We start from the raw sequence: 21,700 nt of genomic DNA on the forward strand, positions 1-21,700 counted from the left end.
GGCACGACGGGCACCACAACTCCATGATCGACAGGATGGTGTGGGGTGGGGCGGGCTAGACGCGGGTTGGGGTGCGGTCTTCTAGGTGGGTGCGCAGGCCCTCGCCTTCGATGTCCACATTGGGCAGGGCGCGGTTGAGCCAGCGGGGCAGCCACCAGGCGCGGTCGCCAAGGAGCGACATCACCGCCGGGACGATGGTCATCCGGACCACGAACGCGTCGATGGCGACACCGATGGCGAGCGCGAAGCCCATCGACTTGATCACTGGGTCCTCGAGGAAGACGAAGCCCCCGAAGACCGAGATCATGATCAGCGCGGCGGCCGTGACCACCCGTGCGCCGTGCCCCATGCCGCTGATGGTGGCCTGTCGGGCGGTCTCGCCGTGGACGAAGTCCTCCCGCATCCGGGACACCAGGAACACCTCGTAGTCCATGGCGAGCCCGAACAGGATGCCGATGAGCAGGATCGGCAGGAAGCTGATCAGCGGGCCGGGCGTGTCCAGGCCGACCAGGTCGGCGAGGTGTCCCTGCTGGAAGACGGCCACCGTGATGCCGAACGTGGCGGCGACGGTGAGCAGGAAGCCCAGCGCCGCCTTGATCGGCACCAGCAGCGAGCGGAACACCAGCATCAGCAGCAGCACCGAGAGCCCGACCACCAGCAGCAGGTAGATCGGTAGCGCGTCGGAGAGCTTCTCGGAGACGTCGATGCCGATGGCGGTGACGCCGGTGAGCAGTACGTCCGCGTCGGGGATACCGCTCACCGCGCCACGGATGTCGTGCACCAGGGTCTCGGTGGCCTCGTCGGTCGGGCCGGTCTTCGGCACCACGCCGAGCAGCGCGGTCCGGCCGTCCGGGCTGAGCTGGGGCGGCGCCACCGCGAGGACGTTCTCGGTGCGCTGAAGCAGGGCGGTGACCTGCGGTACGGCAGCCGATGTGGCCTGTGGCGTGTCACCGGCGACCACCACCGCGAGCCGGCCGGTGAAGCCCGCCCCGAAGCCCTCGACGGTCAGGTCGTTCGCCACCCGGGCGGGTGAGCCGACGGCGGCCGTCGCGGCGCCTGGCAGGGCCAGCCGCATGTCCGGCGTGGGCAGCGCGAGCAGCCCCAGGCCGAGCAGGCCGACCAGGATGACAGGTACACGGAACCTGGTGACCAGTCGCGCCCAGCGGAAACCGAACCGGTTGCGCTCCTCGGTCGTGGTCGTGGTCGTCGTCGCGGCCGGCCGGTCGGTGATGTCCGAGTCGTCCTCGTCGGTGGCGGTGCCGTCGGTGGCGGTGCCGTCGGTGGGGACGGAGCGGAGGCGGCGGGGGAGCACCCGACGGCCGGCGAAGCCGAGCAGCGCCGGCTGGAGGGTGATGGCGACCAGTACGGCGACGGTGACGGTGCCGGCGGCGGCGAGACCCATCACGGTGAGGAACGGGATGTCCACCACGGCGAGCCCGGCCAGGGCGATGACGACTGTGGCGCCGGCGAACACCACTGCCGAGCCGGCGGTGCCCACGGCCCGTCCGACCGCCTCCTCCGGTGACAGGCCCTCGAGCAGGTTCTGCCGGTGCCGGGAGGTGATGAACAGTGAGTAGTCGATGCCGACCGCGAGACCGAGCATCAGCGCCAGGATCGGCGCGGTGCTGGTGAGCTGGACGGCGCCGCTCAGCGCGAACAGGCCGGCCATGCCGGCGCCCACGCCGATCAGCGCGTTGAGCATCGTCATGCCGGCGGCGACAAGGGAACCGAACGTGATGATCAGGACGATCGCGGCGACCAGCACGCCGAGCGCCTCGGTGGAGCCGATCTCCGGCTCGCCGCCGAGCACCTCACCGCCGGGGGCGACCTGCCAACCCTGCGCCTTGGCCGCTGCGCCAACCTGCTCGTACGCGGTGCGTTGCTCGTCGGTGACGTCGTCCCCGCCGGTGGCGAACTGCACCTGGACCAGCGCGTACCGCCCGTTGGGTGAGACCGCGCCGACCTGGAGCGGGTTGACCGCGCCGACAACGCCGGGCAGTGTCGACGCCTGCTGGACGAGTTCCTGCACCACTGCCTGACCCTGCGGGGTGGCCAGTTGACCATCGGCGGGCGCCTTGACCGCGATGGTGCCGGTGGCGCCGCTGGCCGCGGGGAACTGGTCGGCCAGCAGGTCGAGCGCCCGCTGGCTCTCGGTGCCGGGCATTGTGAAGTTGCTCGCCGTCGGGCCGCGCAGGGTCGCCGCGGCCAGGCCGGCGACGACGAGTACGACGAGCCAGAGCGCGACGACGAGCCGTCGCCGGCGCAACGCGCCCCGGCCGAGCCGGTAGAGCAGGGTGGCCATCAGGAGTCCTTGTCCTCGGTCGTGGGTGGATGGGGCAGGGGTGCGTCGACGGGTTCGACGGCCCGTCGGGCGAGGGTGAGCAGGGCGAGGCGCAGTTCGTCGTCGGGGATGTCGGCGAACTCGGCGCACGCCTCGGAGATGCCGGCGAGCAGCACCAGCGCGGCGATCCGGGCGCCCGGCCGGTCGGAGTGGCCGGCCAACGCGTCCCGCAGCCGGTCGGAGATCTCCTGGATGTGCGCGAAGGCCGGCTGGCACAGCAGTTCCGGGAACTCGCCGCGCAGTACGGCGATCTCCTGCCGGAACCGGACCGCGAGATCGACGAAGCCCTGTGCGGCGACCTCCTGCGCGGCAGCTCCGGTCAGGCCGTTGAGCTGGTCGTCGAGGCTGCGAAGCACCTCGATCGCGGGGGCCATCAGCTCGGCGAGCAGGGCTTCCTTGTTGGCAAAGTGGTAGAGCACAGTGGCCTTGGAACAGCCGACCTCCCGGGCGATGTCCTGCAGGGAGGTGCCCCGGTAGCCGGTCACCGTGAACTGCCTCGCCGCCGCGGCGAGGATCTCGCCGTGCGTGTCTGGTACCGCTCTGACCATGCCCGGTCCACCTCCCGCAGACCAGCATGCCTGACCGATCGGTCAGACCCTGACCGATCGGTCAGATGGAAGCGGTGGCGTTCACCACACCTCGGCGGGTTTTATCCGGCGTGCTGGGTGTCGTACCTGGTCCGCGCCTCGGCGATGGCCCGGCGGTGCCGCTCGGCCCAGCTGGTCAGCGCGACCAGCGACTCGTAGAGCTCCAGCGCCATCGGGGTGGCCGTGTATTCGACCTTGGGCGGGACGGTCGGGTAGACGGTGCGGTGCAGCAGGCCGTCCCGTTCCAGGTTGCGCAGCGTCAGCGTGAGCATCCGGCGGCTGATCCCCTCGATGTGCCGCTCCAACTCGGTGAAGCGCACCGGCCCGTGTGAGGCGGCCACCAAAATGCCGATGCTCCACTTGCCGCCGACCCGGTCGAGCACCTCGCGGACGGTGCACGCCCGCGCCTGGCCCGGGGTGAACGGAACGTTCCCGGCCGCGCAGGTCAGCTCGGCCTCGACCAGCGCGGACACATCGCTGTTCCTCTGGGACATCAAAGTGCCTCCTTCCGCTCCGGTTCATGGTCACAGACGATGACCTCGGTAACAAACCGTGCACCAAGGAGGGTTTCGTGGAGCGTGTCGTCCCATCCCGTTGGCCGGCGCTGCTGGTGCTCTGCGCCGGCAGCCTGATGATCATCCTGGATGGCACCGTCGTCGCGGTGGCGCTGCCTGCCATCCAACGCGACCTGGGCTTCAGCGCCGCCGACCTGGCCTGGGTGGTGAACGCCTACCTGGTCGCGTTCGGCGGGTTGCTGCTGCTCGCCGGCCGGCTCGGTGATCTGCTGGGCCGGCGCAGGGTCTTCCTGGCCGGCGTCGCGTTGTTCACGCTGGCCTCGCTGGCCTGCGCGGTCGCCACCGGGCCGGCACTGCTGGTGGGCGCGCGGTTCGGGCAGGGCGTCGGCGGCGCGCTGGCCATGGCGGTCAGCCTCGGCATGATCGTTCGGCTCTACTCCGAAGCGGCCGAGCGGGCCCGCGCCATCGCCGTCTTCAGCTTCACCGGTGCGGCCGGTGCGTCGGTCGGCACTGTCGCCGGAGGGGTGCTCACCCAGGCCGCCGGGTGGCGGACGATCTTCCTGGTCAACGTGCCGATCGGGGCGGCCATCCTCATCGCGGCCCTCCGCCGGCTCCCGGCCGAACGAGGGATCGGCCTGCGCGCCGGCCTGGACCTGCCCGGCGCGCTGCTCGCCACCGCCGGTCTGATGGTTGCCGTGTTGGGCATCGTCGGCACTGGCGAGCACGGCTGGACCAGCCCTCGGACGCTCGGCACTGTGGCCCTCGCGGCGCTGCTGCTCGGCGGGTTCGCGCTGCGCCAACGGGTGGCGGCGACTCCGCTGGTGCCGTCCCGGGTGCTGCGCGTCCCGGGTCTGGTGGCGGCGAACGCCGTGCAGTTCCTCATGGTCTGCGCGTACTTCGGATTCCAGTTCCTGCTCGCCGTGGAGTTGCAACTGGTGCTGGGGTTGGACGCCGCCGCTACCGGCTGGGCCTTCCTGCCCACCCCTGTCGTCATCGCCGTGGTCTCGCTCGGCCTGGCCGGTCGGCTGATCGCCCGCTTCGGTGCCCGGACCGTGCTGCTGGCCGGGCTCGGCCTGGCGACCGTCGGCTTCCTCCTGCTCGCCCGGCTGCCCGCCGACGGCGGCTACGTCGCGGACGTACTCCCCGCGATGCTGATCTTCGGGGTGGCCGGCGGCCTGACCCTGCCGGCGGTCACCACACTGGCCATGGCCGGCGCGACCGACACCGACGCCGGGCTCGCCTCCGGCCTGGCCAACACCACCCAACAGGTCGGCGGGGCGGTCGGCCTGGCCGCGCTGGCCACCCTGGCCGCCACCCGCAGCGACGGGCTGCGGGCCGCCGGTTGGGCCGAGACCGCCGCGCTCGCCGGCGGCTATCGGACCGCGTTCGCCGTGGCCGCCGGTCTCGTGGTCGCCGCGTGGCTGGTGGCGGCGACCACACTGCCCCGACGCCCGGCCGGGCCGCCGTCGGCGGCCGACCCGTCGGAATCGGCCGGGTTGGGCGCCGGAACCGATCCGTATCGAAGCGCCGCGTCCAGTTGACCGACGGCGGCGAGGCCGGGAGGGTGGTCGGGTGAGCGAGGCTGACGAGACCCGGGACGGCGTGGCCCTGACCAACCTGGACCAGCCGCTGTCCGACCGCGACGACGCGACGAAGCGTGACCTGGTCGACTACCTCGACGCGGTCCGGGACCGGATCCTCCCGCAGTTGCGGGGCCGGCCGCTGTCGGTGATCAGGGTCCGCCCCGGCCAGCCGCCGTTCATGCAGAAGAACCTGCCCCGCTACACCCCGGACTGGGTCCGCCGGGCGCCGGTCTGGGCGGAGGCATCGCACCGGGAGATCTCGTACGCCCTCTGCGACGACCGCCGCACCCTGCTCTGGTTCGCCAACCAGCGCGCGGTGGAGTACCACCCGACGCTGGCCACCGTGGCGGATCTGCACCGCCCGACCCACCTGATCCTCGACCTGGACCCGCCGGACGGCGACGGGTTCCGTCAGGCGGTCGACGCCGCCCTGCTGGTCCGTCAGGCGCTCGCCGACGCCGGTCTGGCCGGCGCCGTCAAGACCAGCGGCGCCAAGGGCGTGCACGTCTTCGTCCCGGTGACCGACGAACCAACGGCCGAGGAGTTGGCAGCCGCCACCCGGGCGCTCGCCGTCCGCGCCGAGCGGCTCGACCCGGCGCTGGCCACCACTGCGTACATCAAGGAGGACCGGGGTGGCCGGGTCTTCGTGGACGCCACCCGGGCGGGCGGGGCGACAGTGGCCGCCGCGTACAGCCCTCGGCTGCGTCCGGGGATGCCGGTCTCGTTCCCGGTCGACTGGGCCGACCTGACCGAGGTGACCCCCGCCGACTTCACCATCCGGACCGCGCCCGCACTGCTCGCCGACGGCGACCCGTGGGCCGCGCTGATGCCGGCCCCGCAGTCGCTCCCCGCCGACCTCGTCGCCGAGGGCCGGACCATCCCGGTGGCCCGGGTGCAGGCCATGCACGAGGGGAAGCGCCGGGCCCGCGCCCGCCGCGAGGCCGGCTGACCGGCTCGTCGGACCCCAGCCCGCGCTCGGCGTGCGGCGGATTGTCGGTGGGTTGTGGCACGATTTCGCAGGTGAGCAGCAAATCCGACGCGACCCAGCGACTGGCCGACCTGGCGCGGCTGCGCCGGGTCCGCGACCGGATCGACAGGGAGTACGCGTCTCCGTTGGACGTCGAGGCGCTCGCCCGTGGCGCGCACATGTCGGCCGGGCACCTCAGCCGCGAGTTCCGGCTCGCCTATGGCGAATCTCCGTACAGCTACCTCATGACCCGACGGATCGAGCGGGCGATGGCCCTGTTGCGCCGTGGCGACCTGAGCGCCACCGACGTCTGTTTCGCTGTCGGTTGTTCGTCGTTGGGCACCTTCAGCACCCGCTTCACCGAGCTGGTGGGCGTGCCGCCGAGCGTCTATCGGCGGCAGGCGGCGCAGGCGACGGCCGGAATGCCGTCGTGCGTGGCGAAGCAGGTGACCAGACCGGTCAGGAATCGAGAAGCGCGGGTCACCGAGCCGCAACTAGCGTGACCAGCATGGACATCACCATTCACTCGAGTTTCCTGCCGCATACCGACCCGGAGGCCTCGCTGGCCTTCTACCGCGACATCCTCGGCTTCGAGGTCCGCCTCGACGTCGGGTACGAGGGGATGCGGTGGATGACGGTCGGGCCGGTCGGCCAGCCCAGCACCGCCATCGTCCTGCACCCGCCGGCCGCCAACCCCGGCATTACCGACGACGAGCGGCAGACCATCCTTGAGCTGATGGCCAAGGGCAGCTACTTCGGCGTCAACCTCGCCACCACCGACCTCGACGCCACCTTCGCCAAGCTGGAGGCCAGCGACGCCGAGGTCGTCCAGGAGCCGACCGAGCAGCCGTACGGCGCGCGCGACTGTGCCTTCCGGGACCCGGCGGGCAATATGGTCCGCATCCAGGAAGTGCGCTGAGTCCTGCGCGCCCGACAGATGGAGACACGATGAGCACGGCCATCCAGCCGTCCGCGCCGCACGTCGCCGACAGCCATGACCTGATCCGGGTGCAGGGCGCGCGGGTGAACAACCTCAAGGACGTCAGCGTCGAGATCCCGAAGCGGCGGCTGACGGTGTTCACGGGTGTCTCCGGCTCCGGCAAGAGCTCGCTGGTGTTCGGCACCATCGCGGCCGAGTCACAGCGGATGATCAACGAGACCTACAGCGCCTTCGTGCAGGGCTTCATGCCGACGTTGGCGCGGCCCGAGGTCGACCTGCTGGATGGCCTGACCACGGCGATCATCGTGGACCAGGAGCGGATGGGCGCCAACTCCCGCTCCACCGTCGGCACCGCCACCGACGCCAACGCGATGCTGCGCATCCTGTTCAGCCGGCTCGGGCAGCCGCACATCGGCTCGCCCAACGCGTACTCCTTCAATGTTCCCTCGGTGAAGGCGACCGGCGCGATCACGGTCGATCGCGGCGCCGGCAAGACGAAGACCGAGAAGGCGACCTTCAACCGTCTCGGCGGCATGTGCCCGCGGTGCGAGGGCATGGGTGCGGTGACCGACATCGACCTGTCGGCGCTCTACGACGACAACCTCTCGCTCAACGAGGGCGCGATCACCATCCCGGGTTACAGCATGGAGGGCTGGTTCGGCCGGATTTTCCGGGGCTGCGGCTACTTCGACCCGGACAAGCCGATCGCCAAGTTCACCAAGCGGGAGCTGCACGACCTGCTCCACAGGGAGCCCACCAAGATCAAGATTGATGGGATCAACCTGACGTACGCGGGCCTGATCCCGTCGATCCAGAAGTCCTTCCTCGCCAAGGACATCGACGCGTTGCAGCCGCACATCCGCGCCTTCGTGGAGCGGGCGGTGACCTTCACGACCTGCCCCGAGTGTGCCGGCACCCGGCTCAGCAAGGAGGCCCGGTCGTCGAAGATCAAGGGCAAGAACATCGCCGACGCGTGCGCCATGCAGATCAGCGACCTGGCGGCCTGGGTGCGCGGGATCGAAGACGCGTCGGTGGCCCCGTTGCTGGCCGGCCTGCAACACCTCCTCGACTCGTTCGAGGAGATCGGGCTGGGCTACCTGTCGCTCGATCGACCGTCGGGCACCCTCTCCGGTGGTGAGGCGCAGCGCACCAAGATGATCCGCCACCTCGGCTCCTCGCTCACCGACGTCACCTACGTCTTCGACGAGCCGACGATCGGGCTGCACCCGCACGACATCCAACGGATGAACGAGCTGCTGCTCCAACTGCGCGACAAGGGCAACACGGTGCTGGTCGTGGAGCACAAGCCGGAGGCCATCGCCATCGCCGACCACGTCGTCGACCTCGGGCCCGGCGCCGGCACCGAGGGCGGGACGGTCTGTTACGAGGGCACAGTGGGAGGTCTGCGGGCCAGCGGCACCATCACCGGCCGCCACCTCGACGACCGGGCGGCACTCAAGGAGACGGTGCGGACGCCCACCGGCAAGCTGGAGATCCGGGGCGCCACTGCCAACAACCTCCGGGACGTGAACGTCGACGTACCCCTCGGGGTGCTCGTCGTCGTGACCGGCGTCGCCGGCTCCGGCAAGAGTTCGCTCGTGCACTCCTCGATCCCGGCCGGCGCGGGCGTGGTCTCGATCGACCAGGGCGCGATTCGCGGCTCACGGCGCAGCAACCCGGCCACGTACACCGGGTTGCTCGACCCGATCCGCAAGGCGTTCGCGAAGGCCAACGGGGTGAAGCCGGCGTTGTTCAGCGCCAACTCCGAGGGTGCCTGCCCGAGCTGCAACGGCGCTGGCGTCATCTACACCGACCTGGGAATGATGGCGGGCGTCGCTGCCCCCTGCGAGGACTGCGAGGGCAAGCGGTTCCAGGCATCGGTGCTGGAATACCGCTTCGGCGGTCGCGACATCAGCGAGGTGCTCGCGATGTCGGTGACGGAGGCCGAGAAGTTCTTCGGCGCCGGCGAGGCTCGTACACCGGCGGCGCACGCCATCCTCGACCGGCTCGCCGACGTCGGGCTCGGCTACCTGAGCCTGGGGCAGCCGCTCACGACTCTCTCCGGCGGTGAGCGGCAACGGCTCAAGCTGGCCACCCACATGGCGGAGAAGGGCGGCGTCTACGTCCTCGACGAGCCGACCACCGGCCTGCACCTGGCCGACGTCGAGCAACTGCTCGGCCTGCTCGACCGCCTGGTCGACTCCGGCAAGTCGGTGATCGTCATCGAGCACCACCAGGCGGTCATGGCGCACGCCGACTGGATCATCGATATCGGCCCCGGCGCAGGCCACGACGGTGGCCGGATCGTCTTCGAGGGCACGCCCACGGACCTCGTCGCCGCCCGCTCCACCCTCACCGGCGAGCACCTGGCGACGTACGTCGGAGGCTGACGGCCGCCGTTCACGCCATCGGGGGTCGGGCGCGCCGAGCCGTCGTGGTGGCGAGGACTCCGCAGGTGGCGGCGACCAGACCGAGGCCGGCCGTGCCCGGGGTGACGTACCCGGGCACGGACGAGGTGACGTAGGAGCCGCCACCGCTGAGGCGGCACTCGAAGCGCAGCGGTAGGAAGGTGACGTCGTAATCGACGACCAGGCTCGCCACCGGTGGTCCGGCCTCGCGACAGGGTCCGACCGGGGCGGATCCGGCACCACCGTCCTCGGCCTGCAGCACCGCGTAGCCGAGGTTGAGCAGGCCCCAGGCGTACAGGGCGATGGCACCCGCGCCGACGAGCAGCGCCGCCGAGCGGAGGCGACCCGACCGTTCGCTCTTCCTGACCATTGCGCGGAACCCACTGACGGTGAGGACGGTCGCGATGACGGCCCCACCCAGCGCGGCGAGGAGCAGACCGAGAAACAGCATGATCGACATTCTGGCGGGTGTGCCGCCAACACGATGAAGGCCCCTGACCGAGTTTCTGGTCAGGAGCCTCTCGTGCTGGTCAATCTTCGTGCCCCCGGCAGGATTCGAACCTGCGCCCCCGCCTCCGGAGGGCGGTGCTCTATCCCCTGAGCTACGGGGGCTCAGCGACTGGAGAAGACTAGCAAACCTCCCCTGCGTACGCCGAATCGGTATCGGGTGAGCCGATCGTGTCGGACCGGCCCACCCGGTGCTCAGGCGGCTACCGCCCGCCCGCAGCTTGGCAGCGGGTGCAGGACGATTCGCCGGGGGAGCCGGCGCGGCCACTCGTTGCGTGGCCAGGAGCCATCCACGATCAGGTGGACGGTGCGCTGCTCCTCGCCACTGAGCCGCAGCACGAAGTCGCGGGGGAGCGGCGGGTCCACAGTCGGGGTAGTGATCATGAAGCGCACCCGACCCCGGGACGAGACAGCGGAGATCACGTCTGCGGCCGGCATCGTGCCGCGCAGCCGGACCCGGCCGATCCAGTAGACCTCGGCGAGGTGCTCCTGAGCGGCCCGGGTGATCCCCGGGTACTCGCTGCGGACCCAACGCTCGACAGCGCTGACGCAGAGCCCGCAGGCCCGCTCGCGCGGTTCCCGCGGCCCCAACCCCCAGGCCCGCAGGTACGCCCCGACCGCGCCAGTGTCCAGCGGCAGCTCGAAGCGCCGCTGGATGAGCGTGGTGAGGCTCTGCCGCGTCCACAACTCCTCGTCCAGGCCGAACTCGTCGGGATGGACGCCCCGCAGCATGTCGATCAACTCGAGTTCCTGTTCGCGGCTGAGCAATCCCGGCTCGCCCTGCCGCTGTCCGCGACGGACGGCTGCCACCGCCCCGTCACCACCGATGGTGTGGCGTCGGCACCAACTGGTTACCGAACGCCGTGCGTCTCTGAGTGCAACCCCCACGTCTTGGGCAACGAGCCCGAATCGCAACTGGTCACGATATGTGGGGAGAAAACTCTCTAAGCAACGTAATCGCCTGTGCCTCGCAAAACGCCCACAAGGGACGAGAGGGGTGTTCAGGTCATACACGACGGCTTCGGCATGGGGCCGGGGCTGCGCCAGCGGTTGGCAGGCGCCGAGCCGGCGGGTGCTCTGGAGTCGACATGGTGCGGCCCGCGTCACCGCCACGGATCGGCGGGGACGCGGGCCGGGTGCGCCAGTCCGGTCGGTCAGCCCTTGGCCTGCGCCTGGAGCTGCCGGAGGTTGTTCAGCTCGGTCTGCTGGGTGTTCTTCATGGTGTTCGCCACCCGCACCACCTCGGCGTTGTCGGTCGCGCCGAGCGCCGCGTCGATCATGTGGATGCCGCCCAGGTGGTGGTTGTACATCAGGGTCAGGAACTGTCTGTCGACCTCGATGCCCTGGGCGTCGCGAAGGGCGGTCATCTGTTGCGGCGTGGCCATGCCCGGCATCAGACCGTCCTTGACGGCGGCCCCGTCGGACATCCACGACATCGGCGGGTTCGACCCGGTCGGGCTGAGGCCCCACTCGCGCAGCCAGGTCTGCATCGCGCCGATCTCGCCCTGCTGCCCGGTGGCGATGTCGACGGCGATCTGCCGCACCTCGGGGAGGGTCGCCGACCGGTACGCGATCAGGCTCATCTCCACCGCCTGCGCGTGGTGGGTCGTCATGTCCCGGGCGAAGCCCGCCTCGACGGAGGCGTCACCGGGTCGGGTGAGCCGCGGGGTGAGCAGACCGCCCGCGTACCCGAGGAGGAGCCCCACCACCAGCATGATGGCGAGCGCCAGCACGCCGTAGCGCGACGCCGGGGCCCGGCCGCCCTCGTGCGGGACGGCCGGGATCTCGTCGTACTCGCTGTCGGTGGTTGCCGGAGCGGTCATTGCCGTCCTTACTGGGTGGGCTGCTGCTGTTGCTGGAGTTCACGCGGCGTGGTGCCGGTGGCGGTGATGCCGGTGTTGCAGAGCGCCGTCGGGCCCTCGACGGAGGCGTTCACCCGCAGGTCCTTGATGAACTCGTCGATCCGCGAGTCGTCGGCGTTGTCGACCTTGAGCTGGTAGCCCCAGGCCTGCAGCGAGATGGGCTTGTCCAGGCCCTCGTACGGGCTCATCAGCATCTTTTCGACGCCGCGCACCTTGCCGGCGAGCTTGTCGACCTGGTCCTTGGGCAGGTCCGGGCGGTAGGTGATCCACACCGCGCCGTGCTCCAGGCTGTGCACCGCGTGCTCGCTGGCGATCGGGGCGTCGTAGACGTCGCCCATGCAGTTCTGCCAGGCGGCGTTGTGCACGCCACCCACCGGCGGCGAGTACTTGTAGGTCAGCGGGCCCGACTTGTGCGACTCGTAGTCGAGGCTCGTCTTGTCGGTCTTGCGGATGTTGACGATGCCCTCGATGGCGTCGGCCCGCTTGTCCCAGGGCTTGGAGCCCTGGAACGACGCCCAGGCGCCGTACCCGATGATGCCGGCCGCGAGCACGCCGACCGCGACGAAGAGCGCGATCGGCCCCCACGCGCGGCCCTGGCTCACCTTGACCGGGGTGACCGGCTTGCGCGGGCCCTTGCCCCCGGCCCGGGGGGAGCCCGTCGGCTTGCCGGAACCGGCCTTGGCGCCGGACGCCGGCCGGCCCGCGGCCGGCTTCTTGCCGGTGCTGACCACGGTCGGGCGGCGCTCAGGGCCACCCGGGGTGCTGATGCTCATCGTGCCTCGTCAAGTCGGTCGGTCAGGGGAGTGGCGGGCCGGATGACGCGCAGGGGAGCCGCCGAATGCCCGAGTCTACCCCCGATAACATGGTTGGGTGACTCCTGCAGAACTAGCCTCGGTCGTCCTTGCCGCCGCCCACGCCGTCTTCGAGCAGCGTGGGCTGGACCGCGCCGCGTTGCCGGCGAGCACTGTGGTGGAGCGACCGCGTAACCCCGAGCACGGCGACTACGCCTCGACGCTCGCGCTGCAGTTGAGCAAGAAGGTCGGCGTCCCGCCCCGGGAGCTGGCGACGGCCCTGGCCGACGAGCTGGGCCGGGCACCAGGGGTCAAATCGGTGGAAATCGCAGGGCCGGGCTTCCTGAACATCCGGCTCGACGCCGCAGCGGCCGGTCAGCTCGCGCGGGTGATCGTGGAGACCGGCGCCGAGTACGGCCGCAGCGACCGGCTCGCCGGCGAGAAGATCAACCTGGAGTTCGTCTCGGCCAACCCGACCGGGCCGGTGCACATCGGCGGGGTCCGCTGGGCGGCCGTCGGCGACGCGCTGAGCCGGCTGCTGCGGGCCACCGGCGCCGACGTCGGCACGGAGTACTACTTCAACGACGCCGGTTCGCAGATCGACCGGTTCGCCCGCTCGCTGCTCGCCGCCGCCAAGGGCGAGCCGGCGCCGGAGGACGGCTACGGCGGGGCGTACATCGCCGAGATCGCCGCCGAGGTGCAGGCCCGCCGGCCGGAGGTGCGCTCGCTCGACGACGACGCCGCCCAGGAGGTCTTCCGGGTCGAGGGCGTCGCGCTGATGTTCGACGAGATCCGCACCTCGCTGCGCGACTTCGGGGTGGAGTTCGACACCTACTTCAACGAGAAGGACCTGCACGACCGGGGTGAGCTCGACCTGGCGTTGAACCGGCTGCGCGAGCAGGGGCACCTCTACGAGTCCGAGGGCGCCACCTGGCTGCGCACCACCGACTTCGGCGACGACAAGGACCGGGTGCTGCGCAAGTCCAACGGCGAGTGGACGTACTTCGCCGCGGACTGCGCCTACTACCTGGACAAGCGCGAGCGCGGCTTCGAGCGGGTCGTGATCATGCTGGGCGCCGACCACCACGGCTACATCGGCCGGATGAAGGCGATGTCCGCCTGCTTCGGCGACGACCCGGAGCGCAACCTGGAGATCCTCATCGGGCAGCTGGTCAACCTGCTGCGCGACGGTGCGCCGATGCGGATGAGCAAGCGGGCCGGCACCGTGATCACCCTGGAGGACCTGGTCGACGCGATCGGCGTGGACGCCTCCCGGTACGCGTTGGCCCGCTACTCCAGCGACTCCCCGATCGACATCGACATCGAGTTGTGGACCCGGGCGACCCGCGACAACCCGGTCTACTACGTGCAGTACGTGGCAGCCCGGACAGCGGGCGTGGCCCGCAACGCCGCCGAGGTGGGGCTGGTTCCGGGCGACGCCGACGCGTTCCGCCCCGAGCTGCTCGACCACGAGAAGGAGAACGAGCTGCTCAAGGCGCTCGCGCAGTTCCCCGCTGTGGTGGCGACGGCCGCCGAGCTGCGGGAGCCGCACCGGGTGGCCCGCTACCTGGAGGAGAGCGTTGCCGCCTCCTACCACCGGTTCTACGACAACTGCCGGGTGCTGCCGCTGGGCGACGAGAAGATCACCGACCTGCATCGCGCTCGGCTCTGGCTCAACAACGCCACCCGCACGGTGATCGCCAACGGCCTCTACCTGCTCGGCGTCTCCGCACCCGAGAGGATGTGACATGAGGGCTCATGAGGCTGGTGCGCTGCACGCGGACATCAGCAACCAGGGACCGGCCTGGCTGCGTACCCCGGCCGACGTCAACGAGCTCGTGCCGGCGCTGTGGCCGCGGTCGGTGACGCGCGGCGCCGACGGCGCGGTCGCCGTCGCGGGCCTGAGCGTCCGCGACATCGCGGCCGAGTTCGGCACCCCGGTGTACGTCCTCGACGAGGCCGACCTGCGCTCGCGCTGCCGCGACTTCCGGGCGGCCTTCCCGACCGAGGACGTGTTCTACGCGGGCAAGGCGTTCCTCTGCCGGGCGGTGGTCCGGATGATCGCCGAGGAGGGGCTGCACCTGGACGTCTGTACCGGTGGCGAGCTGGCCACCGCACTGTCGGCCGGAATGCCGCCGGAACGGATCGGCTTCCACGGCAACAACAAGTCGGTCGCCGAGCTGGGCCGGGCGCTGGACGCCGGGGTGGGCCGCATCATCGTCGACTCGTTCACCGAGATCGACCGGCTCACCGCGCTGGCCCGCGAGCGCGGGGTCCGGCCCCGGGTGCTGGTCCGGGTCACAGTGGGGGTCGAGGCGCACACCCACGAGTTCATCGCGACCGCCCACGAGGACCAGAAGTTCGGCTTCTCGCTGGCCGGCGGTGCCGCTGCCAACGCCGCGTTCAAGATCCTCGACGAGGGCGTGTTGGAGCTGCGCGGGCTGCACTCGCACATCGGCTCGCAGATCTTCGACGCGAGCGGCTTCGAGGTCTCGGCCCGGCGGGTGCTCGCCCTTCAGGCGCAGATCCGCGACGCGCGCGGTGTGGAGCTGCCCGAGCTGGACCTGGGCGGCGGCTTCGGCATCGCGTACACCACCCAGGACGACCCGGCGACCCCGCAGGATCTGGCCAAGCGGCTCCGCAAGATCGTCGATTCGGAGTGCGCGGCAGAGAACCTGGCGGTGCCGCACCTGTCGATCGAGCCGGGCCGGGCCATCGTCGGGCCGGCCGTGTTCACCCTCTACGAGGTCGGCACGGTCAAGGACCTCGACGGCCTCCGGACGTACGTCAGCGTCGACGGCGGGATGAGCGACAACATCCGCACCGCCCTCTACGACGCGTCCTACTCGGCGACGCTGGCCTCGCGGGCCTCGACCGCGCAGCCGTTGCTCGCCCGCGTGGTGGGAAAGCACTGTGAGTCCGGGGACATCGTGGTGAAGGATGAATTCCTGCCCGCCGACGTGCAGCCCGGAGATCTTGTCGCAGTGCCCGGCACCGGTGCGTACTGCCGAAGCATGGCCAGCAACTACAACCATGTGCCCCGGCCACCGGTGGTCGCTGTGCGCGACGGCCAGGCGCGCTTGATCGTCCGGCGGGAAACCGAAGAGGACCTGCTCGCATTGGATGTTGGATGACGTCACCTGTGCGCTTGGCGCTGCTCGGCTGTGGCACTGTCGGCCAGGAGGTGGTCCGGCTGCTGCACGAGCAGTCGTCCGACCTCACCGCGCGGATCGGCGCCCCGCTGGAGATCGCGGGCATCGCCGTCCGTCGGCTCGGCCGCGACCGGGGTGACCTGCCGGTCGACGAGGACCTCTTCACCACCGACGCGCTTGGCCTGATCAAGCGCGACGACGTGGACGTGGTGATCGAGGTGGTCGGTGGCATCGAACCGGCCCGGAGTTGGCTGGTCGAGGCGCTGCGCGCCGGCAAGAGCGTGGTCACCGCCAACAAGGCGCTGCTCGCCGAGGACGGCGTGGCCCTGCACGAGGCGGCGGCCGAGGGCGGCGGCGACCTCTACTACGAGGCATCCGTGGCCGGGGCGATCCCATTGCTGCGCCCGCTACGGGAGTCGCTGCACGGTGATCGGATCAACCGGGTCACCGGCATCGTCAACGGCACCACCAACTTCATCCTCTCCGCGATGGACGCGACCGGCGCCGGCTTCGCCGAGGCCCTCGAAGAGGCCACCGCCCTGGGGTACGCGGAGGCCGATCCGACCGCCGACGTGGAGGGCTTCGACGCTGCGGCGAAGGCGGCGATCCTCGCCTCGCTGGCGTTCCACACCCGGGTCGGCGCCGCCGACGTGCACCGCGAGGGCATCACCGAGGTGACCGCCGCGGACATGGCCAGCGCCCAGGCGATGGGCTGCACCATCAAACTGCTCTGCATCGCGGCCCGGGGTGTCGACCCCACCGGCCGGGAGACGGTCAGCGTCCGGGTGCACCCGGCGATGATTCCGCGCAGCCACCCGCTGGCCAGCGTCGGTGACGCGTTCAACGCGGTCTTCGTGGAGGCGGACGCGGCCGGGCAGTTGATGTTCTACGGTCGGGGCGCCGGCGGCGCGCCCACCGCCAGCGCGGTGCTCGGTGACGTGGTCGCGGTGTCCCGCAACCGGCTCGCCGGGGTGCGCGCGGCCAGCGAGAGCGCGTACGCGGACCTCGCGGTCCGGCCGATGGGTGAGGCGTTGACCCGCTACCACGTGAGCCTCGACGTGGCCGACCGTCCGGGTGTGCTGGCCTCGGTGGCGAGCGTGTTCGCCCGGCACGACGTGTCGATCGCGACGGTGCGGCAGGGTTCGGCCGGCGGGCCGGCGGGCCGCGACGGCGACGCCGAGCTGGTCATCGTCACGCATGTGGCACCGGACGCCGCGCTCGCCGCGACCGTCGGTGAGCTGCGCGGTCTGGACATCGTCCGGTCGGTGACGAGTGTGCTGCGGGTCGAGGGCGACGCCTGAGTCGTTGCATCATCGACGGGACGGTCCGCGCGTCCCGCCAGGTGGGTACGCGGGGGTGTGCCATTGACCACTTCGGCAGGCTGGTCCAAGGTGGCCCTGACATTCGGGTGGGCGCGGCGGTAGAGGCGAGGAGAGCGACATGTGGCGGGGTCTGATCGAGGCGTACCGGGATCGGCTGCCGGTCACCGCTGCCACGCCGGTCGTCACGCTGCACGAGGGCAACACCCCGCTGTTGCCGGCGCCGGTGCTGTCCGCCCGGATCGGTTGCGACGTGCACCTCAAGGTGGAGGGCGCCAACCCGACCGGCTCCTTCAAGGACCGGGGGATGACCCTCGCGGTGTCCAAGGCGGTCGAAGCCGGCAACAAGGCCATCATCTGCGCCTCCACCGGCAACACCAGTGCATCCGCCGCCGCGTACGCGGCCCGGGCCGGGTTGACCTGCGCCGTGCTGGTGCCGCAGGGCAAGATCGCGCTGGGCAAGCTGGCCCAGGCGCTGGTGCACGGCGCGAAGCTGCTCCAGGTGAACGGCAACTTCGACGACTGCCTCGCAACGGCCGCCAAGCTCGCCCAGGACTACCCGGTCGCGTTGGTCAACTCGGTGAACATCGACCGGCTGCACGGCCAGAAGACCGCCGCCTTCGAGATCGTCGAGGCGCTCGGTGACGCGCCCGACATCCACTGCCTGCCGGTCGGCAACGCCGGCAACATCTCCGCGTACTGGATGGGGTACGGGGAGGAACTGGCCGCCGGTGCCACCACCCGCACCCCCAAGATGTACGGCTTCCAGGCCGCCGGGGCGGCCCCGATCGTGACCGGCCAGGTGGTGCCGGAGCCGTCCACCATCGCCACGGCGATCCGGATCGGCAACCCGGCGAGCTGGACCAAGGCGTTGGATGCCCGGGACGCCTCCGGTGGCCTGATCGCGTCGGTGACCGACCGGGAGATCCTCTCCGCGTACCGTCTGCTCGCCCGTGAGGTGGGGGTCTTCGTCGAGCTGGGCAGCGCGGCCAGCGTGGCCGGCCTGTTGCAGCAGGCCGCGGCGGGCGCGGTGCCGCCCGGCTCCACTGTGGTCTGCACCGTGACCGGCCACGGGCTGAAGGACCCGGAATGGGCGATCTCCACAGCGCCGGCGCCGGTGACCATCGCGAACGACCCGCTGGCCGCGGCGCGCGCCCTCGACCTGGCCTGAGCGCGCCGCCGTCCGGGCGGTGATCGACTGCGGGTAGCGCGACGGCGCGGCGGCCCGGGGGCGGCGGGGGCCGAGGTATGCGAGTCCGGCACACTTTCGGGTATCCCCGCCCGCATTCTCGTTCAGGAGTGAGCCAGGCCGATGTCGCTGCTCGCCAGATTCAGCCTCGCCAACCGAGGGCTGATTGCCCTCATCGCGGTGGTGACCACGGTGTTCGGAGTGTTCGCCGTGCCGTCGCTGAAGCAGCAACTGCTGCCGTCGCTCGAGTTCCCGGCCGCGTTCATCGTGGCTCCCTACCCCGGCGCCGGCCCCGAGATCGTCGAGTCGCAGGTGACCGAGCCGATCGAGAACGCCCTCCAGGGCATCCCGGGGCTGGACCAGGTCACCTCCACCTCCCGCGAGGGAGCGGCCACCGTCCAGGTGACGTACGAGTTCGGCACCGACCTCGACGACGTGGTCAACAAGATGCAGACCGCGCTGAGCCGGATCGACGCCCAACTGCCGGAGGGCGTCGACCCGCAGGTCATCGCGGGTAGCACCGACGACCTGCCGGCGGTGGTGCTGGCCGCGGCCGGCACGGCGGACGAGCGGGCGCTCGCCGAGAAGCTGCGCGCGACTGTGGTGCCGGAGCTGGAGGGCATCGAGGGGGTCCGCACTGTCGAGGTGACCGGCACCCGCGACGACGTCGTGGTGGTCACCCCGGACCCGGCGAAGTTGGCCGCCGCGAAGATCCAGCCGACGGCGATCGGCGCGGCGCTGAAGACAAACGGCGTGGCGGTTCCGGCCGGCGCGGTGACCGACGGCGCGTTGACCCTCCCGGTGCAGGTCGGCACCCCGATCTCCACCCTTGAGGAGCTGCGCGGGATCGTGGTCTCCCCGGCCGCGGCACCCGTTCGCCTCGGTGACGTGGCGACTGTCGAGCAGCAGCTCGCCCCAGCCACGGCGATCACCCGGACCAACGGCAAGGACAGCCTCGGTATCGCGGTCACCGCGGCACCCGACGGCAACGCCGTGGAGATCTCGCACGAGATCCGGGACCGGCTCGACGACCTGAAGGACGCCTCCGGCGCGGAGCTGACGGTGGTCTTCGACCAGGCGCCGTTCGTCGAGAAGTCGATCGAGTCGCTGACCACCGAGGGCCTGCTGGGCCTGGTGATGGCGGTCATCGTCATCCTGGTCTTCCTGCTGTCGGTGCGCTCGACGGTGGTCACCGCGGTCTCCATCCCGCTCTCCGTGCTGGTGGCGCTGATCGCCCTGTGGATCGGTGACTACTCGCTCAACCTGCTCACCCTCGGCGCGTTGACCATCGCGGTCGGTCGGGTGGTCGACGACTCGATCGTGGTGTTGGAGAACATCAAACGACATCTGGAGTACGGCGAGGAGAAGCGGCACGCGATCATCACAGGCGTCCGGGAGGTCGCCGGTGCGGTAACCGCGTCCACCCTCACCACGGTGGCGGTGTTCGCGCCGATCGCACTGGTCGGCGGGTTCGTGGGCCAGCTCTTCGCGCCGTTCGCGATCACCGTGACGGTGGCCCTGCTCGCCTCGCTGCTGGTGTCGCTGACAGTGATCCCGGTCCTCGCGTACTGGTTCCTCAAGCCGCGTGGCGGCACCTCGGACGACGAGGCGGTACGGCACGCCGCGGAGGAGAAGGAGCTGCGCAGCCCGTTGCAGCGGGCGTACCTGCCCGTGATCGGGTTCGCCACCCGCAAGCGTTCGACCCGTTGGATCACCGTCGGGCTCGGCCTGCTGGTGCTCTTCGGCACCTTCGGTCTGGCGCAGAAGTTGGAGACCAACTTCCTGGACGACTCCGGCCAGGACACCCTCAACATGAGCCAGGAGCTGCCGGCCGGCAGTGGCCTGGCGGCCACCGACGCGGCGGCCAAGCAGGTCGAGACGGTGCTGTCCCGCACCGACGGCGTCGAGACGTACCAGGTGACAGCGGGCGGTGGGGAGAACCCGTGGGCGGGCGGCGGCGGCAACAACGTCGCCAGCTGGTCGCTGGCGCTCGACGGTGACACCGACGCGAAGCAGATGCGTGAGGTGCTGCGCAAGGAGTTCGACAAGCTCGGCGCCGGTGTGGGTGAGATCAGCTTCGGTGGCGGGCAGGAGGCGTCGACCAGCCAGCTGGAGGTGATCGTCCAGGCCAGCGACCCGGAGGCGCTGACCCGGGCCGCCGAGGAGGCGCGGGCCGCGATGGCCGGGGTCCCGGACGTCGAGGACGTCTCCACCAGCCTGGCCGCGCGGGTGCCGCGGGTCGACGTGGTGGTCGACAGGGTCGCCGCTGGTCGGGTCGGGCTCACCGAGGCCGCTGTGGGGCAGCTCGTGTCGCAGGCGTTCCGGGGAGCGCCGCTGGGTCAGGTAGCGCTCGACGGCCAGCAGCAGAACGTGGTGCTGCGGTTGGGCACGCAGCCGCCGATGACGGTGGAGGAGCTGCGGGCACTGCCGGTTGGTCCGGTCAAGCTGGGCGACATCGCGCAGGTCACCCAGGGCGAGGGCCCGCAGCAGGTCACCCGGATCGACGGTGAGCGCAGCGTGTCGGTGACCGGCGCGGCGACCGGCTCGAACCTTGGCGCGACCAGCCAGGAGTTGCAGAAGCGGCTGGATGGCATCAACGTGCCGGGTGCGAGCTTCACCATCGGTGGTGTCAGCGCGGATCAGGCGGATGCCTTCGCGGACCTGGGCCTGGCGGTGCTGGCCGCGATCGCCATCGTCTTCCTGATCATGGTGGCCACGTTCCGCAGCCTCACTCAGGCGCTGATCCTGCTGATCTCCATCCCGTTCGCGGCGACCGGTGCCATCGGTCTGCTGTTGATCACCGGGACGCCGCTCGGTGTGCCGGCGCTGATCGGTGTGCTGATGCTGGTCGGCATCGTGGTGACCAACGCGATCGTGTTGCTCGACCTGATCAACCAGTACCGGGCGCAGGGCATGGGGGTTCGGGAGGCGGTGGTCGAAGGTGGCCGTCGCCGGCTGCGCCCGATCCTGATGACGGCGGTGGCGACCATCTTCGCGCTGCTGCCGATGGCGTTCGGGTTGACCGGTGAGGGCGGCTTCATCTCTCAGCCGCTGGCGGTCGTGGTGATCGGTGGTCTGCTCAGCTCGACGCTGCTCACGCTGATCCTGGTGCCGACGCTGTACACGATGGTGGAGCACACCAAGGAGTCGCTGCGGGCCCGGCGCGCACGGCGGCGCTCCGGAGGGTCGACGGTGACCACGACGGAGACCGACGAGGTGCCAGCGCCGAACCAGGTAGCGGTGCCGAGCGGCGCGCCCGCCCCGGTCGCGGCCGAGGGTGTGCAGCCGGCCGGGCGACCCGCGCCGTCGGCCGCGTTGGTGGAGGGTACTGACCAGTTCGAGGTGCTGCGGCTGCCGCGTAGCCGTACCTCGCCGCTGCCTCCGGCGGAGCCGACCGAGTAGGTCAGAGCGCGCTTCGGAACGCCCCCGGCGGATTTTCGCCGGGGGCGTTTCAGGTTTGTTCGACCGAAAACACTCCGACTCGCCCAGCCCATACTTTGTGTAACTTCTTGCATACTCCTCGTAGGAGAGTGGGGGTG

17 protein-coding genes and 1 tRNA gene are annotated in these 21,700 nt (G+C 70.9%); 10 read left to right on the forward strand and 8 right to left on the reverse strand.

The features are described 5' to 3' along the window. Positions 1-55: 55 nt before the first annotated feature. The 3 genes from AB0C19_RS14955 to AB0C19_RS14965 form a co-directional block, all read right to left on the reverse strand. A complete protein-coding gene (locus AB0C19_RS14955) occupies positions 56-2,302 on the reverse strand; it encodes an MMPL family transporter (RefSeq protein WP_357184786.1) in 2,247 nt (748 codons plus the stop codon). Next, on the reverse strand, positions 2,302-2,889 hold the full coding sequence (locus AB0C19_RS14960; RefSeq protein ID WP_357184789.1) for a helix-turn-helix domain-containing protein: 588 nt from the start codon (positions 2,887-2,889) through the stop codon (positions 2,302-2,304). The genes AB0C19_RS14955 and AB0C19_RS14960 overlap by 1 nt, the downstream gene beginning before the upstream one ends. Positions 2,890-2,990: 101 nt before the next feature. Next, the gene (locus AB0C19_RS14965) at positions 2,991-3,425 is read right to left on the reverse strand and encodes a helix-turn-helix domain-containing protein (RefSeq protein ID WP_357184792.1); all 435 of its coding nucleotides are present in this window, start codon (positions 3,423-3,425) and stop codon (positions 2,991-2,993) included. A gap of 74 nt (positions 3,426-3,499) precedes the next feature. Here AB0C19_RS14965 and AB0C19_RS14970 point away from each other — a divergent pair, with 74 nt between their 5' ends. The 5 genes from AB0C19_RS14970 to AB0C19_RS14990 all read left to right on the forward strand — a co-directional run bounded on the left by AB0C19_RS14970 (position 3,500) and on the right by AB0C19_RS14990 (position 9,323). Then, complete coding sequence (locus AB0C19_RS14970) at positions 3,500-4,984, forward strand: MFS transporter (RefSeq protein WP_357184795.1); 1,485 nt, start codon at positions 3,500-3,502, stop codon at positions 4,982-4,984. A 31-nt stretch (positions 4,985-5,015) separates the two neighbouring features. After that, complete coding sequence (locus AB0C19_RS14975; protein WP_357184798.1) at positions 5,016-5,975, forward strand: ATP-dependent DNA ligase; 960 nt, start codon at positions 5,016-5,018, stop codon at positions 5,973-5,975. A gap of 71 nt (positions 5,976-6,046) precedes the next feature. Further along, complete coding sequence (locus AB0C19_RS14980) at positions 6,047-6,496, forward strand: helix-turn-helix transcriptional regulator (RefSeq protein WP_357184801.1); 450 nt, start codon at positions 6,047-6,049, stop codon at positions 6,494-6,496. 5 nt (positions 6,497-6,501) lie between these two features. Beyond that, positions 6,502-6,912, forward strand: coding sequence for a VOC family protein (locus AB0C19_RS14985; RefSeq protein ID WP_357184804.1), 411 nt, complete (start codon positions 6,502-6,504; stop codon positions 6,910-6,912). Positions 6,913-6,941: 29 nt separating this feature from the next. Continuing rightward, positions 6,942-9,323: an excinuclease ABC subunit UvrA gene (locus tag AB0C19_RS14990; RefSeq protein ID WP_357184807.1), complete on the forward strand. Its 2,382-nt coding sequence runs from the start codon at positions 6,942-6,944 to the stop codon at positions 9,321-9,323. 10 nt (positions 9,324-9,333) lie between these two features. On the opposite strand, the gene AB0C19_RS14995 is transcribed toward AB0C19_RS14990, so the two are convergent. From AB0C19_RS14995 to AB0C19_RS15015, 5 genes are all read right to left on the reverse strand, one after another. Next, positions 9,334-9,792, reverse strand: a complete 459-nt coding sequence (locus tag AB0C19_RS14995) for a hypothetical protein (RefSeq protein ID WP_357184810.1) — start codon at positions 9,790-9,792, stop codon at positions 9,334-9,336. A gap of 89 nt (positions 9,793-9,881) precedes the next feature. Beyond that, a tRNA-Arg gene (locus AB0C19_RS15000) sits at positions 9,882-9,953 on the reverse strand. Between the two features lie 90 nt (positions 9,954-10,043). Continuing rightward, positions 10,044-10,736 (reverse strand): winged helix-turn-helix domain-containing protein, encoded by a 693-nt coding sequence (locus AB0C19_RS15005; RefSeq protein ID WP_357185266.1) that lies wholly within the window; start codon positions 10,734-10,736, stop codon positions 10,044-10,046. Between the two features lie 266 nt (positions 10,737-11,002). Beyond that, entirely contained in the window at positions 11,003-11,671 is a 669-nt protein-coding gene (locus AB0C19_RS15010) for a DUF305 domain-containing protein (protein WP_357184813.1), read from the reverse strand. Positions 11,672-11,679: 8 nt separating this feature from the next. Beyond that, on the reverse strand, positions 11,680-12,483 hold the full coding sequence (locus tag AB0C19_RS15015; protein ID WP_357184816.1) for a DUF3105 domain-containing protein: 804 nt from the start codon (positions 12,481-12,483) through the stop codon (positions 11,680-11,682). 97 nt (positions 12,484-12,580) lie between these two features. Here AB0C19_RS15015 and argS point away from each other — a divergent pair, with 97 nt between their 5' ends. The 5 genes from argS (at position 12,581) to AB0C19_RS15040 (ending at position 21,563) form a co-directional block, all read left to right on the forward strand. Beyond that, positions 12,581-14,248, forward strand: coding sequence for an arginine--tRNA ligase (argS, locus tag AB0C19_RS15020; RefSeq protein ID WP_357184819.1), 1,668 nt, complete (start codon positions 12,581-12,583; stop codon positions 14,246-14,248). A gap of 1 nt (position 14,249) precedes the next feature. Further along, positions 14,250-15,635, forward strand: a complete 1,386-nt coding sequence (gene lysA / locus AB0C19_RS15025; protein WP_357184822.1) for a diaminopimelate decarboxylase — start codon at positions 14,250-14,252, stop codon at positions 15,633-15,635. An 8-nt stretch (positions 15,636-15,643) separates the two neighbouring features. Further along, positions 15,644-16,954 (forward strand): homoserine dehydrogenase, encoded by a 1,311-nt coding sequence (locus AB0C19_RS15030; RefSeq protein WP_357185268.1) that lies wholly within the window; start codon positions 15,644-15,646, stop codon positions 16,952-16,954. Positions 16,955-17,093: 139 nt separating this feature from the next. Next, complete coding sequence (gene thrC, locus AB0C19_RS15035) at positions 17,094-18,143, forward strand: threonine synthase (protein WP_357184825.1); 1,050 nt, start codon at positions 17,094-17,096, stop codon at positions 18,141-18,143. Between the two features lie 141 nt (positions 18,144-18,284). Next, positions 18,285-21,563 carry an efflux RND transporter permease subunit gene (locus AB0C19_RS15040; RefSeq protein WP_357184828.1) on the forward strand — a complete coding sequence of 1,093 codons (3,279 nt, stop codon included), beginning with the start codon at positions 18,285-18,287 and terminating at the stop codon, positions 21,561-21,563. The last annotated feature ends 137 nt before the right edge of the window (positions 21,564-21,700 follow it).

The organism is Micromonospora sp. NPDC048842, assembly GCF_040649935.1.
In the GTDB taxonomy this organism is placed as follows: domain Bacteria; phylum Actinomycetota; class Actinomycetes; order Mycobacteriales; family Micromonosporaceae; genus Micromonospora; species Micromonospora hortensis.

Coding starts and splice junctions, on each gene's coding strand:
- AB0C19_RS14955 (WP_357184786.1), bottom strand. CDS start 2,302: ATGGCCACCCTGCTCTACCGGCTCGGCCGGGGCGCGTTGCGCCGGCGA.
- thrC (WP_357184825.1), top strand. CDS start 17,094: ATGTGGCGGGGTCTGATCGAGGCGTACCGGGATCGGCTGCCGGTCACC.
- AB0C19_RS15015 (WP_357184816.1), bottom strand. CDS start 12,483: ATGAGCATCAGCACCCCGGGTGGCCCTGAGCGCCGCCCGACCGTGGTC.
- AB0C19_RS14985 (WP_357184804.1), top strand. CDS start 6,502: ATGGACATCACCATTCACTCGAGTTTCCTGCCGCATACCGACCCGGAG.
- AB0C19_RS15010 (WP_357184813.1), bottom strand. CDS start 11,671: ATGACCGCTCCGGCAACCACCGACAGCGAGTACGACGAGATCCCGGCC.
- lysA (WP_357184822.1), top strand. CDS start 14,250: ATGAGGGCTCATGAGGCTGGTGCGCTGCACGCGGACATCAGCAACCAG.
- AB0C19_RS14995 (WP_357184810.1), bottom strand. CDS start 9,792: ATGCTGTTTCTCGGTCTGCTCCTCGCCGCGCTGGGTGGGGCCGTCATC.
- AB0C19_RS14960 (WP_357184789.1), bottom strand. CDS start 2,889: ATGGTCAGAGCGGTACCAGACACGCACGGCGAGATCCTCGCCGCGGCG.
- AB0C19_RS14990 (WP_357184807.1), top strand. CDS start 6,942: ATGAGCACGGCCATCCAGCCGTCCGCGCCGCACGTCGCCGACAGCCAT.
- AB0C19_RS15040 (WP_357184828.1), top strand. CDS start 18,285: ATGTCGCTGCTCGCCAGATTCAGCCTCGCCAACCGAGGGCTGATTGCC.